General features: G+C 54.2%; 17 protein-coding genes. 7 read left to right on the plus strand and 10 right to left on the minus strand.

What is annotated here, in order from left to right; translation table 11 throughout:
- Positions 1-9: 9 nt before the first annotated feature.
- Complete coding sequence (gene ampE / locus QQZ17_RS09130) at positions 10-864, minus strand: beta-lactamase regulator AmpE (protein ID WP_152405858.1); 855 nt, start codon at positions 862-864, stop codon at positions 10-12.
- Positions 861-1,424, minus strand: coding sequence for a 1,6-anhydro-N-acetylmuramyl-L-alanine amidase AmpD (gene ampD / locus QQZ17_RS09135; protein WP_152405859.1), 564 nt, complete (start codon positions 1,422-1,424; stop codon positions 861-863). The genes ampE and ampD overlap by 4 nt, the downstream gene beginning before the upstream one ends.
- 87 nt (positions 1,425-1,511) lie before the next feature.
- On the opposite strand from ampD, the gene nadC reads away from it, so the two are divergent.
- The 4 genes from nadC to hofC all read left to right on the plus strand — a co-directional run bounded on the left by nadC (position 1,512) and on the right by hofC (position 5,642).
- On the plus strand, positions 1,512-2,411 hold the full coding sequence (gene nadC, locus QQZ17_RS09140) for a carboxylating nicotinate-nucleotide diphosphorylase (protein ID WP_152405860.1): 900 nt from the start codon (positions 1,512-1,514) through the stop codon (positions 2,409-2,411).
- Positions 2,412-2,617: 206 nt separating this feature from the next.
- A complete protein-coding gene (gene ppdD, locus QQZ17_RS09145; RefSeq protein WP_152405861.1) occupies positions 2,618-3,055 on the plus strand; it encodes a prepilin peptidase-dependent pilin in 438 nt (145 codons plus the stop codon).
- Between the two features lie 9 nt (positions 3,056-3,064).
- Entirely contained in the window at positions 3,065-4,450 is a 1,386-nt protein-coding gene (gspE, locus tag QQZ17_RS09150) for a type II secretion system protein GspE (protein ID WP_152405862.1), read from the plus strand.
- Positions 4,440-5,642 (plus strand): protein transport protein HofC, encoded by a 1,203-nt coding sequence (gene hofC / locus QQZ17_RS09155; RefSeq protein WP_152405863.1) that lies wholly within the window; start codon positions 4,440-4,442, stop codon positions 5,640-5,642. Before gspE ends, hofC begins: the two co-directional genes overlap by 11 nt.
- A 53-nt stretch (positions 5,643-5,695) precedes the next feature.
- Here hofC and QQZ17_RS09160 read toward each other — a convergent pair whose 3' ends face one another.
- Positions 5,696-6,739, minus strand: coding sequence for a GMP reductase (locus QQZ17_RS09160; RefSeq protein WP_152405864.1), 1,044 nt, complete (start codon positions 6,737-6,739; stop codon positions 5,696-5,698).
- Between the two features lie 225 nt (positions 6,740-6,964).
- Between QQZ17_RS09160 and coaE the strand changes: the two genes are divergently transcribed.
- From coaE to yacG, 3 genes are read left to right on the plus strand one after another with little or no spacing between them, the layout of a single operon-like run.
- Positions 6,965-7,585 carry a dephospho-CoA kinase gene (gene coaE, locus QQZ17_RS09165; protein WP_152405865.1) on the plus strand — a complete coding sequence of 207 codons (621 nt, stop codon included), beginning with the start codon at positions 6,965-6,967 and terminating at the stop codon, positions 7,583-7,585.
- A complete protein-coding gene (gene zapD / locus QQZ17_RS09170) occupies positions 7,585-8,328 on the plus strand; it encodes a cell division protein ZapD (RefSeq protein ID WP_152405866.1) in 744 nt (247 codons plus the stop codon). The genes coaE and zapD overlap by 1 nt, the downstream gene beginning before the upstream one ends.
- Positions 8,329-8,337: 9 nt before the next feature.
- A complete protein-coding gene (yacG, locus tag QQZ17_RS09175; protein ID WP_042323837.1) occupies positions 8,338-8,532 on the plus strand; it encodes a DNA gyrase inhibitor YacG in 195 nt (64 codons plus the stop codon).
- Between the two features lie 63 nt (positions 8,533-8,595).
- On the opposite strand, the gene mutT is transcribed toward yacG, so the two are convergent.
- The 7 genes from mutT to ftsQ form a co-directional block, all read right to left on the minus strand.
- Complete coding sequence (mutT, locus tag QQZ17_RS09180; RefSeq protein WP_152405867.1) at positions 8,596-8,994, minus strand: 8-oxo-dGTP diphosphatase MutT; 399 nt, start codon at positions 8,992-8,994, stop codon at positions 8,596-8,598.
- 58 nt (positions 8,995-9,052) lie between these two features.
- Complete coding sequence (gene secA / locus QQZ17_RS09185) at positions 9,053-11,758, minus strand: preprotein translocase subunit SecA (RefSeq protein ID WP_152405868.1); 2,706 nt, start codon at positions 11,756-11,758, stop codon at positions 9,053-9,055.
- A 63-nt stretch (positions 11,759-11,821) separates the two neighbouring features.
- The gene (gene secM / locus QQZ17_RS09190; protein ID WP_152405869.1) at positions 11,822-12,328 is read right to left on the minus strand and encodes a secA translation cis-regulator SecM; all 507 of its coding nucleotides are present in this window, start codon (positions 12,326-12,328) and stop codon (positions 11,822-11,824) included.
- Positions 12,329-12,606: 278 nt separating this feature from the next.
- Positions 12,607-13,524, minus strand: coding sequence for a UDP-3-O-acyl-N-acetylglucosamine deacetylase (gene lpxC / locus QQZ17_RS09195; protein ID WP_046475491.1), 918 nt, complete (start codon positions 13,522-13,524; stop codon positions 12,607-12,609).
- A 100-nt stretch (positions 13,525-13,624) separates the two neighbouring features.
- The gene (gene ftsZ, locus QQZ17_RS09200) at positions 13,625-14,776 is read right to left on the minus strand and encodes a cell division protein FtsZ (RefSeq protein ID WP_004857884.1); all 1,152 of its coding nucleotides are present in this window, start codon (positions 14,774-14,776) and stop codon (positions 13,625-13,627) included.
- Between the two features lie 61 nt (positions 14,777-14,837).
- Positions 14,838-16,100, minus strand: a complete 1,263-nt coding sequence (gene ftsA, locus QQZ17_RS09205; RefSeq protein ID WP_003018755.1) for a cell division protein FtsA — start codon at positions 16,098-16,100, stop codon at positions 14,838-14,840.
- Positions 16,097-16,927: a cell division protein FtsQ gene (gene ftsQ / locus QQZ17_RS09210; protein ID WP_046475466.1), complete on the minus strand. Its 831-nt coding sequence runs from the start codon at positions 16,925-16,927 to the stop codon at positions 16,097-16,099. The genes ftsA and ftsQ overlap by 4 nt, the downstream gene beginning before the upstream one ends.

The following is a 16,927-nucleotide window of genomic DNA, read 5'->3' on the forward strand; positions in this document are numbered from 1 at the left end:
CCTGATTCGTTAAATCAACGTGCCATAAATGGTCAGCACGGCAATCACCACCACTAAGGCAAACGACGTTTTCTTCGCCATAGAAACCGCCGCTTTCGGCGTTTCAATCTTATCGGTATGCGGCTCGCGTGCCAGCGAGAACTGCGCCAGGCGCGTTAACACCTGATACTGCGAGATATGCAAATCCGCCAGCGAGGCAAACCACGCGGGCAGCGCTTTTTCGCCATGCCCGATCAGGGCGTACACCACGCCCGCCAGACGTACCGGGATCCAGTCCAGAACATGAAGAATGCCATCAATGCCGGACTGTAAACGCTCATGTGGCGTCTGATAGCGCGCCAGCCAGGACTGCCACGAGCGCAGAAAGGCGTAGCCCACCAGCAGAACCGGCCCCCACGGACCGCCGACGATCAGCCAGAACAACGGCGCGATATAAAAACGGAAGTTAATCCACAGTAGCGCGTTTTGCAGCTCACGCAAAAACTCACGCTCATTGCAATCCGGCGGGACGCCATGAATCATCGTCAGTTCGCTGGCCATCGCCGTTCTGGCATGTACATCATCACGCGCCGCCGCATTAAGATAGGCATGATAGTGCATCCGCACTTTACCCGCGCCAATACACAACAGCCCGATCAGAATCCACGCCACGATCGTCGGCACATTAAACAACAAACCTTCCAGCGCGCGCAGTAACAGGAACGTGACCACCATCGCGATCGTCATCATCCCCAGCGTACGCGCCACCGAGAAGCGTTTAACCCGACGGAAAAAAGCTTCTAACCGGTGATCCAACTGCCAGTGTTCGCCCAGCTTAAACAGGCGCTCGACGAGCAGCACCAGTAATGTCGTAAATAGCGTCATGTCATCTCCTTATCTGACGAGGCGGTGATCAGGGCGCGAAACCTTGCCCAGTCAAAAGCCGGACCGGGATCGGTCTTACGCTCAGGCGCAATATCACAGTGCCCGGTTATGTTGTCGGCAACGGCCGGGAAAATCTTTATCAACGCACGCGTGACGGCTGCCAGTTGTTGGTACTGAGCATCGGTGTAGGCCAGCGTGTCGGTCCCTTCCAGCTCAATGCCAATCGAAAAATCATTGCAGCGTTCACGCCCATGATAGCTCGACACACCGGCATGCCACGCGCGCTTATCGAAAGGAACATACTGAACGATTTCGCCATCGCGGCGAATCAGACAATGGGCGGAAACGCGCAGATGCGCAATTTCGGCAAAAAAAGGGTGGACGTTGGGATCAATCGTTCCGGTGAATAGTGCGTCAATCCACGGACCGCCAAACTCGCCGGGCGGCAGGCTGATATTATGCACCACCAGCAAAGAAGGGACTTCATCATCCGGGCGGCAATCGTAATGCGCAGAAGGAACGCGTCGCGCTTCTGCCAGCCAGCCCTTGTCTAACAACATGCTGAATCTCCTTTTGAGTGGTGCTTATAGCCGCATCAGAGTAGCATGTTTCTACCTTATGATTCGTTAGCAATTTGGAGTTTTCTTATGCCGCCTCGCCGCTATAACCCCGACTACCGACGTGACGCGCTGTTGGAACGTATTAACCTGGATATCCCAAACGTTGTCGCCCAGGCGCTGCGTGAAGATTTAGGCGGTGAAGTGGATGCCAGCAACGATATTACGACTCAACTGTTACCGGAGAACGCCCGTTCTCATGCCACCGTCATCACCCGTGAAGACGGCGTTTTTTGTGGCAAACGCTGGGTCGAAGAGGTCTTTATTCAACTGGCTGGCGACGATGTCAGCATCAACTGGCATGTGGATGACGGCGACAGCATCAACGCGAATCAACCGCTGTTTGAGCTCGACGGTCCTTCCCGCGTGTTGCTGACCGGCGAGCGCACCGCGCTGAACTTCGTGCAGACCCTGTCAGGTGTCGCCAGCGAAGTGCGTAAGTACGTTGATATCCTGGCGGGCACAAAGACCCAACTACTGGACACACGTAAAACCCTGCCTGGACTGCGTACCGCGCTGAAATATGCCGTGCTATGCGGCGGCGGCGCGAATCATCGTCTGGGTCTTTCCGATGCGTTCCTGATCAAAGAGAACCATATTATTGCTTCCGGCTCAGTGCGTCAGGCGGTAGAGAAAGCCTTCTGGCTGCATCCGGATGTCCCTGTGGAAGTCGAAGTGGAAAATCTGGATGAACTGGACGACGCGCTGAAAGCCGGTGCCGACATCATCATGCTGGACAACTTTGAAACGGCGCAGATGCGTGAAGCAGTCAAACGGACCAACGGCCAGGCGCGACTGGAAGTTTCTGGCAACGTGACGGACAAAACGCTGCGTGAATTTGCCGAAACCGGCGTCGACTTTATCTCCGTGGGCGCTCTCACCAAGCACCTCCGGGCGCTCGACCTGTCCATGCGCTTCGCTAACGCTTAATCATTATATGGCCCGATCGCGTACTGCTTATCGGGCCTGCTTGCCCCTTCCCGTCACTAAAATTCTCGTCGTGCCTCGCAACAACATTGCTGACGACTGCAAACCGATAACATTCCTCTGAACCCTCCTTCCTGATTCATTTTTTGCCGCTCGCCCGCCGCACCCGCGTTTGCCACAGTGACGTCCACTCACTCAAGGAGCGAACAATGGATAAACAACGCGGATTTACCCTTATTGAACTGATGGTCGTGATCGGCATTATCGCTATCCTCAGCGCCATCGGCATTCCGGCCTATCAAAACTATCTGCGCAAAGCGGCGCTGACCGACATGCTGCAAACTTTTGTCCCCTACCGCACCGCCGTCGAACTCTGCGCCCTGGAGCATGGCGGTACGGACACCTGCGACGCAGGAATCAACGGTATTCCCTCGGCAACGACGACACGCTATGTCTCAGAAATGAGCATTGAGAATGGGGTGGTTTCTCTTACCGGCCAGGAAAGCCTGAACGGACTTAGCGTCATCATGACGCCAGGGTGGGACAAAGCAGAGGGCATTACGGGCTGGACACGTAGCTGCAACATCCAGAATGACGGCACATTAAAACAGGCCTGCGAAGACGTCTTTCGCTTTGATAGCCACTAAGGAAGCGCAATGAACACGACGCAACTCAGCGCGCTATGTCAGCGCTACCAGGGAATATTACTGAATGCGAATAACGATACGGTACACATTGCCGTCGAAGATGCCCCTTCTCACGAACTGCTGGACGCCCTGCATTTCGCCACGACTCGCCGCATTGAGATTGCCTGCTGGACGCGTCAGCAGATGGAGCAACACCAGCATCCGTCCTCATCCACGCTGCCGTCAGTGGTTCCTGAAAACAGCGTCAGCGCTGCGGTTTTGCTGGATAAGACATTACAGAGCGCGCTGGCGAAACGGGCCTCAGACATCCACATAGAACCCGCAGAGCATCACGTTCGCCTCCGCTTACGGGTGGACGGTGTGCTGCATAGCTTACCCGATATTGCCAAAGAGACCGGCATTGCCCTGACAGCACGCCTGAAAGTGTTAAGCCATCTGGATATTGCGGAGCACCGCCTACCGCAGGATGGGCAATTCACCGTTGAGCTAAACGGCGCTGCCGTCTCGTTTCGTATCGCCACCCTTCCCTGCCGTTATGGCGAAAAAGTGGTGCTGCGGTTGCTGCATCAGGTGAATCAGGCTCTGGATGTCTCCATGCTGGGTATGCACGACACGCAGCTATCTGTCTTCATCGACGCCCTGCAACAACCACAAGGGCTGATCCTCGTCACCGGCCCCACGGGCAGCGGTAAAACGGTAACCCTTTATAGCGCGTTGCAAACACGAAACGCGCCGGAGGTGAACCTGTGTAGCGTTGAAGATCCCGTGGAAATTCCCCTCGACGGTATCAATCAGACGCAGATCCATCCGCGTGCCGGGCTGACCTTTCAGGGCGTATTGCGGGCACTACTACGTCAGGATCCCGATGTCATCATGGTGGGCGAGATCCGCGACGGCGAAACCGCAGAAATTGCTATTAAAGCCGCACAGACCGGGCATCTAGTACTTTCCACGCTGCATACCAACTCAACCTGCGAAGCGCTGGTGCGCTTGCAACAGATGGGCGTGGCCCGCTGGATGCTCTCTTCTGCGTTAACCCTGGTCGTGGCACAACGGCTGGTCAGAAAGCTGTGTCCATACTGCCGGCGGCTTATCGACGATCCGATTCGTTTGCCCCCAGCATGGTATCCCACGCCGCTACCCCGCTGGCAAGCGGTTGGCTGTGAACACTGCTATCACGGATTCTATGGTCGCACTGCGCTATTTGAACTGCTCGCGATCGCGGCCGAACTGCGTCATCAGATTGCCAACGACGCCTCAGTGGCAACGCTGGAAGCCCATGCGAAACAGGCAGGAATGAGCACACTCTTTGAAAGCGGGTGTCGCGCCGTCGATCAAGGACTGACGACCTTTGAAGAACTGGTGCGTATTCTGGGTATGCCAAATGACCACTAAACAACTGTGGTACTGGCAGGGGATGAATCGCGATGGACTGCCCGGAGAGGGAACCAATTGGGCAGAAAATCGACTCCTGCTGATGCAGGAACTGGAACAGCGTCAGGTAACGCCACTGCGTGTGAAATCCCTACGCGTGAAGCGAGCGCTCTGGCGCAGTGACCAATGCACAGAAGTGATTCACCAACTCGCAACGCTGCTAAAGGCGGGTTTAACACTCTCCGAAGGGCTGGAACTGCTTGCCGGACAGCAACCCAGCAAGCAATGGCAAGCCCTGTTGAGGGGTCTTGCGCAAGAACTGGAGCACGGTACGCCGCTCTCCAGCGCGCTGGCGCAATGGCCTGACGTTTTTCCGCCGCTGTATCAGGCGATGATACGCACCGGTGAACTGACCGGGAAACTGGATGAATGCTGCTTTGAACTCGCCCGACAGCAGAAGGCACAGAAACAACTCACCGATAAGGTCAAAAAAGCGCTGCGTTACCCCATCATTATTTTAACAATGGCGGTGATGGTGGTGCTGGCGATGCTCCACTTTGTTCTGCCCGAATTTGCCGCCATTTACCGAACCTTTAACACGCCGCTGCCTGCACTCACCCAGGGGATCATCGCGTTTGCCGACTGGAGTCAACGCTGGGGCGGGCTGATTGTCCTGATGACCATCATGCTGATCGCGGCCAACAATCTGTTATGCCGAAAGCCCGGTTGGCAAATTCTGCGCCAGCGCGGATTACTCCGCATGCCTGTCATGGGACCGTTGATCAGAGGCCAGAAGCTCACGCAAATCTTTACCATTCTCGCGCTGACGCAGACGGCGGGAATCGCATTTTTACCCGCGCTTGAGAGCGTGAAAGAGACGATTCAGTGCCCCTACTGGGCACTGCGTCTGGCACAGGTACAGCACGATATCAGTACCGGCGTTCCCGTCTGGCAGGCACTGAAAAATGCGGAAGAATTCAGCCCGCTGTGCTTGCAACTGGTCAGGACGGGTGAAGCCTCAGGCTCGCTGGATACCATGCTGCACAATCTTGCCCGACATCATGATGAACATACTCAGACAATGGCTGATAACCTGGCGGCGTTACTGGAACCAGCGCTGCTGGTGATTACCGGGCTTATCATCGGCACGCTGGTCGTGGCAATGTATTTGCCGATTTTTCATCTGGGCGATGCGATGAGTGGAGTGGGATAACGAAGGGAAATCGAAAGCAGAACTGGCGCTGAATGCAGCGCCAGTACAGGAGATTACAGGCTATTGAAAACGCGGTTTTCTTGTTCCTGAACCCGGATAAACGTCGTACGTTTGGTCAGTTCTTTCAGGCGAGAGGCACCAACGTAGGTACAGGCAGAACGCAGGCCGCCAAGAATATCACGCGCGGTGTTCTCTACCGGGCCACGCAGCGGCAGTTTGACGGTTTTACCTTCCGCAGCACGATACTGCGCAACGCCGCCGACATGACGGGTCATGGCGGATTCGGAACTCATACCGTAGAACAGCATGAATTTTTCGCCGTTTTCTTCAACGACTTTACCGCCGCTTTCTTCGTGACCGGCCAGCATACCACCGAGCATCACGAAATCTGCGCCGCCGCCGAACGCTTTCGCCACATCGCCAGGCATGGTGCAACCACCATCGCTGACAATCATTCCGCCCAGACCATGCGCCGCATCAGCACATTCGATCACCGCAGACAGTTGCGGATAACCGACACCGGTTTTCACACGGGTGGTGCAGACAGAACCCGGACCAATCCCGACTTTAACGATATCCGCGCCAGACAGAACCAGTTCTTCACACATTTCGCCCGTCACCACATTACCGGCGCAAATGGTTTTGGTCGGCCAGGCTTCACGCGCTTTCGATACGAACTGGACAAAGTGTTCAGAATAGCCGTTTGCGACATCGATGCAGACGAAGTTCAGTGCCGGATTCAGCGCCAGGATCTGTTGGGTCTTTTCGAAGTCCGCATCAGACGTACCGGTAGAGACCATAACGTGCTTGAGCACATTGGCCGACGCCGCGCCAACAAAGGCCGCCCAGTCTTCAACGGTGTAATGCTTATGAACGGCGGTCAGAACGTCGAAAGAGGCGAGGGCCGTTGCCATCGCGAATGTGCCGACGGTATCCATGTTTGCCGCAATAATAGGAACGCCGGACCAGGTCTGACCTGAGTGTTTAAAGGTGAATTGACGTTCCAGCTCAACATCGGAACGACTTTTAAGGGTAGAACGCTTAGGGCGGATAAGAACGTCTTTAAAACCTAACTTCAGATCTTCTTCAATACGCATGTGCGGATTCCTGGGGTTAAGGGCTATTAGTATGAGAGCGCAACTCCAGTGACGCTATCATACGCACTAATCAATGCCGCGCAAGACTGCGAAATTCTCTTTTTTTACGCTACAATCCCATAAATTTACCTGGCGAACGGCAGTCGATCTCTGAGTCATCGTCGCCAGTGTACGTTCAACTTTTAACCAATTGATTATCATAGCGAATTCCCGGGAAGCGAGATTATGAGGTATACAGTAGCCTTAACTGGCGGCATTGGCAGTGGTAAAAGCACTGTTGCGAATGCCTTTGCTGACCTCGGAATTCAGATAATTGATGCAGATATTATTGCCCGTCAGGTCGTCGAACCGGGCAAGCCTGCGCTGGATGCGATTGCAGAACATTTTGGCCCAGAGCTGATTTCCGCAGACGGCACGCTGCATCGTCGTCTGCTTCGCGAGCGGATTTTTGCCCATCCGCAAGAGAAAGCCTGGCTCAATGCCTTGCTTCATCCGCTCATCCAGCAGGAGACCCGACGTCAGTTTCAACAGGCGACGTCTGCGTATGTGCTGTGGGTGGTGCCATTACTGGTTGAAAACGGCCTTTATCGCCAGGCAAATCGCGTGCTCGTGGTAGATGTCACCCCCGAGACGCAGCTTTCCCGGACGATGCAGCGCGACGACGTTACGCGCGCGCACGTTGAACAGATTCTCGCTGCCCAGGCGTCGCGTGAAGCGCGCCTTGCCGTGGCAGACGATGTTATTGATAATAATGGCGCACCAGATTCCATCATGTCGGATGTCGCCCGCCTGCACGCACGTTATCTCCAGCTTGCGTCGCAGTTTGTCTCACAGGAAAAACCGTAATGCACACCCAGGTCCTTTTTGAACACCCACTCAATGAGAAGATGCGCACATGGTTGCGCATCGAGTTTTTGATTCAACAACTCTCCTCTCGCTTACCGATCGCAGATCATTCCGATGCCCTGCACTTCTTTCGTAATGCCGGAGATTTGTTGGACGTATTCGAACGTGGTGAAGTGCGTACAGAATTACTGAAAGAGCTTGAGCGCCAACAGCGTAAACTTCAGGCATGGATTGAAGTGCCGGGCGTCGACCAGAGCCGTATTGATGCACTGCGCCAGCAGTTAAAAACGGCCGGCAGCATTTTGATTTCCGCGCCACGCATGGGGCAATTTTTGCGTGAGGACCGGCTGATTGCCCTGGTGCGCCAGCGTCTGAGCATTCCTGGTGGCTGCTGTAGCTTTGATTTACCGACGCTGCATATCTGGCTGCATATGCCACAGGCGCAGCGCGATGCTCAGGTCGATAGCTGGCTTGCCAGTCTGAACCCGCTGAATCAGGCGTTGACCCTGATCCTTGATCTCATTCGCAACTCGGCACCGTTTCGTAAACAAACCAGTCTGAACGGATTTTATCAGGACAACGGGGAGGACGCGGATTTACTGCGCCTGCAGTTGCCGCTGGGTTTACAGCTTTATCCGCAGATTTCAGGCCACAAAAGCCGTTTTGCGATCCGTTTTATGCCGCTCGATAGCGACAATGGCGTGGTACCTGAACGCCTCGATTTCGAACTGGCCTGCTGTTAAGGAGTTAAAATGTCAGAGACGATCACCGTAAACTGCCCTACCTGCGGCAAAACGGTTGTATGGGGTGAAGTCAGTCCATTCCGCCCATTTTGTTCCAAGCGTTGCCAGTTGATCGATTTAGGTGAGTGGGCCGCTGAAGAGAAACGCATCGCCAGCAGTGGCGATCTGTCCGATAGCGACGACTGGAGTGAAACGAAAGAGTAAGCACAGACGGTATGGGGGACACTACGCCCCCGCCGTGATTTGCCGGAGCCCGGCGTCGCCTTATCAGGCCTGTGCGGTTTGAACTAACTTCATGATGACCGGTTCATTCGCCGGAGGGAAATCCTCCGCCTGCAACGTCCCGGCGGCAATCCATTTTCCGGGCTGCCCCTCTTTTCCCCACGGCTCGCCTTTCCAACTTTCGACCAGCCAGAACCACAGCGTGATATGCCTGTCCGGAAACTGATACTCCAGTTTCTCAAAAAGCGTGGCGCCTACCGGCGTAATTCCCACCTCTTCCTGTAGCTCGCGGCTCAGCGCCTGTTCCGGTGTCTCTCCGGCTTCAATCTTGCCGCCAGGAAATTCCAGTTTGTTCGCCATGTGCGCATCGGCCGCACGCTGGGTGATAAAGATTTCATTATACGGATTACGGATAATCCCGACGGCGATGTTCAGTTTTTTCATATTGTCGTATCCATAAAAAAGGCGCAGTTTCCTGCGCCTCATCGTTATTATTCAGATCTTAGCTCAGACGGCCGTGGCACTGTTTGTATTTTTTACCGGAACCACACGGACATGGATCGTTACGACCCACTTTACGTTCGCCCGTTTGCGCCGCCAGATCGGCCGCTGCGGCACTATCGTCGTCCTGATGGCTCAGTTGCTGCATCTGCGCTAAGCGTTCCGCTTCTTCACGACGCTGCTGTTCCATCGCTTCGACTTCTTCCGGCATGCGTACCTGAACTTTGCTCAGCGTACTGATCACTTCGTACTTCAGTGTTTCCAGCATGGAGGCAAACATCGAGAAGGATTCGCGCTTATATTCCTGCTTCGGATCTTTCTGCGCATAGCCACGCAGGTGGATACCCTGACGCAGGTAATCCATCGCCGCCAGGTGTTCTTTCCACAGGGAATCAAGCGTTTGCAGCATGACGCCTTTTTCGAAATGACGCATCATTTCTGCGCCAACCACCTCTTCTTTGCGCTGATACACTTCGATGGCCTGCGCCAGGATACGCTCACGCAGCGTCTCTTCATGCAGTTCCGGTTCTTTGTCCAGCCATTCAGCGATCGGCATCTCCAGATCGAAGTCATTTTTCAGGCGTTCCTGTAGACCCGGGATATCCCACATTTCTTCCAGAGACTGCGGCGGAATGTAAGCATCAATGGTGGCTTTGAACACGTCTTCACGAATGCTGTTGATCGTTTCGCTAACGTCGCTCACGTCCAGCAGTTCGTTACGCTGGGAATAGATAGCACGACGCTGGTCGTTAGCAACATCATCATATTCCAGCAGTTGCTTACGAATATCGAAGTTGCGGCTTTCCACTTTACGCTGCGCGTTGGCAATCGCTTTGGTGACCCACGGGTGCTCAATAGCTTCGCCCTGTTTCATTCCCAGTTTACGCATCATGCCGGACACGCGGTCAGAGGCAAAAATACGCATCAACGCATCTTCCATCGACAGGTAGAAACGCGAAGAACCCGCATCCCCCTGACGACCGGAACGACCGCGCAGCTGGTTATCGATACGACGAGATTCATGACGCTCAGTACCGATGATGTGCAGACCACCGGACGCCAGAACGGCTTCATGACGAACCTGCCAGTCAGCTTTAATCTGTGCAATCTGCTCAGGCGTTGGGTTTTCCAGCGCGGCCACTTCTGCCTGCCAGCTACCGCCCAGCACGATATCCGTACCACGACCAGCCATGTTAGTGGCGATGGTCACGGCTGCCGGATAGCCCGCTTGCGCGACGATAGCCGCTTCGTTGGCGTGGAATTTGGCGTTCAGAACGTTGTGTTTGATACCGGCTTTAGTCAGTTCGTTAGAAACCACTTCGGATTTCTCGATGGAGATAGTCCCCACCAGCACCGGCTGACCATTGGCGGAACGTTCTTTAATATCTTCAATGATGGCCTGAATTTTTTCCGCTTCGGTCATGTAGACCAGATCCGGCATGTCCTTACGGATCATCGGACGGTTGGTCGGCACCACCACGGTATCCAGTTTGTAGATTGAGCTGAACTCAAACGCTTCAGTATCTGCGGTACCGGTCATACCGGCCAGTTTTTCATACAGACGGAAGTAGTTCTGGAAGGTGATCGAGGCCAGCGTCTGGTTCTCGTTCTGGATTTCCACGCCCTCTTTCGCTTCAACAGCCTGGTGCAGACCATCAGACCAGCGACGGCCCTGCATGGTACGACCGGTATGTTCGTCAACGATGATGACTTCGCCGTCTTTCACGATATAGTCAACGTCGCGAGTGAACAGCGCGTGTGCGCGCAGTGCAGCGGTCACGTGGTGCATCAGCATGATGTTACCCGGCGAGTACAGAGACTCACCCTCATCCATAATGCCTTCTTTCACCAGCAGTTCTTCAATCAGCACCAGACCGCGTTCGGTCAGGTTGACCTGACGCGCTTTTTCATCCACAGAGAAGTGGCCTTCCCCCTGGAAGCTGTCGGAGTCTTCTTTCTCCTGGCGAATCAGATACGGGATGATTTTGTTCACTTTCTTGTACATTTCCGAGCTGTCTTCAGCCGGGCCGGAAATGATCAGCGGAGTACGCGCTTCATCGATCAGGATGGAGTCGACTTCATCCACCAGCGCATAGTGCAGTTTACGCTGTACGCGCTCTTCAGGGCTGAACGCCATGTTGTCACGCAGGTAGTCAAAGCCATATTCGTTGTTGGTGCCATAAGTGATGTCCGCGGCGTAAGCTTCGCGCTTGGCTGGCGCAGGCATGCCCGGCAGGTTGATGCCAACGGTCATACCGAGGAATTCGAACAGCGGACGGTTGTTTTCGGCGTCACGCTGCGCCAGATAGTCGTTCACGGTAACCACGTGAACGCCTTTGCCGCTCAGCGCGTTCAGGTAAGCGGGCAGGGTTGCGGTTAGGGTTTTACCTTCACCGGTACGCATTTCCGCGATGCAGCGCTCGTTAAGTACCATCCCCCCGAGCAACTGAACGTCGAAGTGACGCATACCAAAGACGCGTTTACTGGCTTCACGTACGACGGCAAAGGCTTCCGGGATCAGGCTCTCTACGCTTTCGCCTTTTTCCAGACGCGCGCGGAATTCACTGGTTTTTGCCTTCAGTTCGTCATCGGAGAGTTTTTCCATCTCCGGTTCCATGGCATTGATCGCTGCAACCGCTTTACGCATACGACGCAACGTACGATCGTTACGGCTACCGAATACTTTCGTTAATAATTTGATTAGCATATTGAAATCTCAAACGCCCCGCGATGTGGGGTCATAATAATTAGTTGAAGTTTATTGGTTTTTTTAGCTGAGGCGTTGAGGGCCGGCGCGAATCCCCTGCGCCTGACTGATCCAGGCGGGAACGGTGAATACGGCCTGAGGTGTAAAATGGGCATACGTTACGCACGGCGCACTTGCCGAAGGCGTACCTTCCTGAGTCAGCATCGCGCTGAGCGTATTCAGTAAGGCTAAATGATGCGCCTGAAGCGGTAACGGCTCTTCCGCAACGGGCAGCGCCTGCGGGGCCATTGCGAAGGAAAGATGACGGATGACCGTGCGAATAGCATGCTGATGCCAGTAGTCGACGGTAAAATTGGGGCGGCGGTTGCTCGTTTCCAGCAGCGCCAGCTGGCTGAAATTGACTTTAACGCGTTGCTCGTGGCTGCTTGCTGCCGCCTTTGCAGGCGTAGTCGGCTCAACGGTGCTTCCGAGCGCAGGCAGGCCAAAACTTGCCGCGACCATCCCTAATAAGAGATGCGGCCAGAAGTAGCGTCTACCTAACTGTCGCCAGCGCGTCAGTATTCCACTCACGTTATTGCCATCCCAATCGTATTATTCAAAACGTTTTTTTGCGCACAAATCTTATCATTAATGCGCAGGCACTACAGCAGTATTGATGAGAAGTTGCAGGTAAAAGTGCTTAAGAAAGCAGCGTTCGCACGGCATCGCGATTCAGCACGCTAAAGAACAATACCGAATGACGACTTTGACGACAGACAGGGCAAAAAGATGCCAAAAAAAACGACTGGCTCACCTGGCCGGAGAGAGTGCCAGATTAACCAGTCGAATTTATGCGACAACCTGTGTCGTTATGCCAGTACGGTCGAAGGCGCTTTGAAAGCCAGCGGCAGTTCTGCATCGTCCTGGAAGGTCACAAATTCCCAGGCTTCCTGTTTTGCCAGGACAGCCTGCAGCAATTTGTTATTCAATGCATGACCGGATTTATACGCGGTAAATGCACCGATAATGTTGTGACCACACATGAACAGGTCGCCAATAGCGTCGAGCATTTTGTGACGAACGAATTCATCTTCAAAACGCAGGCCGTCTTCGTTCAGTACGCGATAATCGTCAACAACGATGGCACAATCGAAGCTGCCGCCCAGGCACAGGCCACGGGACTGCAGATATTCGATATCACGCATGAAACCGAAAGTACGCGCGCGGCTAATCTGGCGCATGAACGCATCAGCAGAGAAGTTCATCGCATAGCGCTGAGTGCTGGAGTCGATCGCCGGATGGTTAAAGTCGATAGTGAAATCCAACGTAAAACCATTGTACGGTCTGAACTCGGCCCACTTGTCACCATCTTCGACTCGAACGGTCTCTTTGATGCGAACAAATTTCTTGGCGCTGTTCAGTTCTTCAATACCGGCGTCAAGCAGCAGGTAGACGAACGGAGCAGCACTGCCATCCATGATCGGGATTTCCGGAGCATCAACTTCGATAACGATGTTATCGATACCCAGACCCGCCAGAGCAGCATTAAGGTGCTCTACGGTTGAAATCCGTACATCATGCTCGTTAACCAGACACGTACAGAGCATGGTATCACGCACAGATTTGGCATCGGCCGGGAAATCTACCGGTGGATTCAAGTCGGTGCGACGATAGATGACCCCGGTGTTGGCCGGCGCAGGGCGTAATGTCAGGGTGACTTTCTTGCCGGTATGCAAACCGACGCCAGTCGCCTGAACGATACGTTTAAGTGTCCTTTGTTTGATCATCGTATAATCTCGCCAAATTACCTATCCAACCGAAGTGTACTATACATTCGGTGGGCCAGTTTAGCACAAAGAGCCTCGAATCCCAAATTCCAGCCTATTCTTAATCGGCTTGCTTACGCAGGAACGCAGGGATATCCAGATAATCCGGCTCTTTCGCGGTTTGCGGCGTATTGTCGTTCACCACTTTTGCGACCGGTTTCTGCTCTTGCGTCAACGGCGCCATGCCGTGCTGCTGGTAACGATCCATCACCGGCTGCTGCACCTGTTTGTTGGTGACCAGAGTGATTTCAGGACGCTTGTCCATACCAATACCGGTTGCTACCACGGTGACACGCAGTTCGTCGTTCATATCCGGGTCCAGGGAAGTACCGATCACCACGGTCGCGTTATCCGATGCAAAAGCACGGATGGTGTTACCCACAGTTTCGAACTCATCCAGACGCAGGTCGAAGCCCGCCGTGATGTTGACCAGCACGCCACGCGCCCCAGACAGATCGATATCTTCCAGCAACGGAGAGGAGATCGCCATTTCAGCGGCTTCTTCCGCGCGGTCTTCACCGCTCGCTACGCCAGAACCCATCATCGCGTAGCCCATTTCGGACATCACGGTGCGCACGTCTGCAAAGTCGACGTTCATCAGACCCGGACGGGTAATCAGTTCGGCGATACCCTGCACTGCGCCTTTCAGCACGTCGTTCGCCGCACCAAACGCGTCAAGCAATGAGATACCGCGACCCAGCACTTTCAGCAGTTTGTCGTTCGGGATGGTGATCAGCGAGTCCACATGCTTGGACAGCTCAGTGATCCCCTGTTCCGCGAAAGCCATACGCTTTTTGCCTTCAAAATTGAAAGGCTTGGTCACAACCGCAACGGTCAGGATCCCTAAATCTTTAGCCACTTCAGCAACCACTGGCGCTGCACCGGTGCCGGTACCGCCGCCCATGCCTGCTGCGATAAACACCATGTCTGCACCGTCAAGCGCTGCACGCAAAGCTTCACGATCTTCGTCCGCTGCATTGCGACCGACTTCCGGGTTTGCACCCGCCCCCAGACCTTTGGTAATCCCGCTACCGATCTGGATAGTCTGGCCAACCGCCGTCTTTCGCAACGCCTGAGCGTCGGTATTTACCGCGAAGAATTCAACACCCTCAATGCGCTCGCGCACCATGTGTTCAACGGCATTACCGCCGCCGCCACCGACGCCGATGACTTTAATCACCGCGTCGTTGGTCAGTTCCATAGGTTCAAACATAGTTTCTCTCTCCGTTGTGCCTGTCGCCTGAGGCCGTAATTTTCGCCGGCCTCATAAAAAATTAAAACTCTTTTCGCAGCCAGCTGTTAAGACGTTTAATCCAAGAGCCAACTGAAGCCGTAACACGTTTCTCTACTTCAGCTTCGCCACTTAAATGGGACTCTTTCCCGTAGTGAAGCAGCCCCACCGCCGTTGAGTAATACGGCTCCTGAGCGTAATCCGTCAAACCGGTAATATTCAGCGGCGCACCGATACGCACTTGCGTATGGAACACGCGCTGGGCACAGGCGGCAAGACCTTCAATTTGCGCCGCGCCACCGGTCAGTACAATCCCCGCCGCCAGATGATGTTTCACACCCTGCTGGCGAAGTTGTTCCTGTAATTGCAATATCTCTTCGTTGACCAGGTTGAGCAGTTCGGTATAACGCGGCTCAATCACCTCTGCCAACGTCTGTCGTTGCAGACTGCGCGGCGGACGTCCACCCACGCTTGGCACTTCAACGCTTTCATCTTTCCCGACGATGGATCCCAGCGCGCAGCCATGGCGAACTTTAATCGCTTCGGCATCACTCGGCGGCGTACCGAAGGCATACGCAATGTCGCTGGTAACCACATTCCCTGCATAAGGGATCACTTTGGTGTGGCGCAAAGCCCCGCCAGTATAAACGGCGATGTCCATTGTACCACCACCAATATCGACGACGCAGACGCCCAGTTCACGTTCATCTTCCGTCAATACGGAATAACTGGCCGCCAGTCCGGCAAATATCAGTTGGTCAACTTTCAGGCCACAACGTTCCACGGCTTTAACAATGTTTTTCGCCATATCGTTGTGGCAGGTGATCAAATGCACTTTTGCCTGCATACGAACACCGGAAAGACCGACAGGATTTTTGATGCCTTCCTGGTAGTCAATCGCATATTCCTGCGGGATCACGTGCAGTACACGGTGCTCATCGCGAACGCGCACTGACTTCGCGGTATGCACGACGTTTTCCACGTCTTCCTGCGTCACTTCTTCTTCTGAAATCGGCACCATGCCGATTTCATTCTGACAGCTAATATGTTTGCCCGAAAGCGCCAGATAGACCGAGGAGATTTGGCAATCCGCCATCAGTTCTGCCTGATCAATGGCGCGCTGCACACATTTCACCACGGATTCGAGGTCATTAACCCCGCCTTTATCCATCCCGCGTGACGGGCAACTGCCCACGCCAATGATATTGACCATACCGTCGGGCAGAACTTCCCCTACTAAAGCGGCAACCTTCGCGGTGCCAATCTCCAGTCCAACTACCAGTTTTCTGTCCGTCGCCTTGATCATTGTTGTTCTGCCTGTACCTGATTCTGTTGCTGATTAGATTCCTCAGGAGGTAAGGGAACCCACCCTACTGCCGCTCCTGAGTCATAACGCAAATCAACGTAGCTAATCCGTTTGCCATCGGTTTGCGCCTGCTGCTGTAAAACCGGGTAAAGTTCTACAAAGCGAGCCAAACGTTTCATCGTGTCACCCCGGCCAAGGTTGAGCTTAATATCGTTATTGAGCGTCAACTGCCAGGAGCGACGTGCGGTCATTGCCGCTTCCTTCAGGGTAAACCGGTCCTTCGCCAGCACCTGTGACATGTCACGATACCCCTGCAACACTTCACTCGCGCTGCCTTCCGGGCCAGATAACATGGGTAAAACCTGCTTGCTGGTGCGATCGGCCGGCACGCTGAAGGCATTTCCTTCGGCGTCTACCATATGCTGATCATTCCAACGCGCAATCGGCACATATTCAACCAGATGAATCTTCAATTCATCAGGCCATTGCTTTCTGACGCTGGCCTGCTTAATCCACGGCAAGCGTTCGATCTGACTCTGGATGATATTCACATCCTGAGTCATAAAAGTACCCGGTGCGCCTAACGCCAGAATCGACTGGCGAATATCATCATTCTTCGTGTAATGGCGTTCACCGGTTAACACCAGCTTTGACAGCGGCAAACGCTGCGCATCTTCCATCCACCCCAACACGACCCAGCCGCTGACCAGCACGGTACACAGCACCGTCAGCAGGAAGAAAATACCTGCAAGACGCATTCCATTATTGCGACGTGAGGAAGAAACCTCTTCTTCACTGTTTCGCGTGTTCAGCGCTGCCTGCGACAT

It is taken from the genome of Citrobacter sp. T1.2D-1 (assembly GCF_950098555.1).
GTDB lineage: Bacteria > Pseudomonadota > Gammaproteobacteria > Enterobacterales > Enterobacteriaceae > Citrobacter_A > Citrobacter_A telavivensis.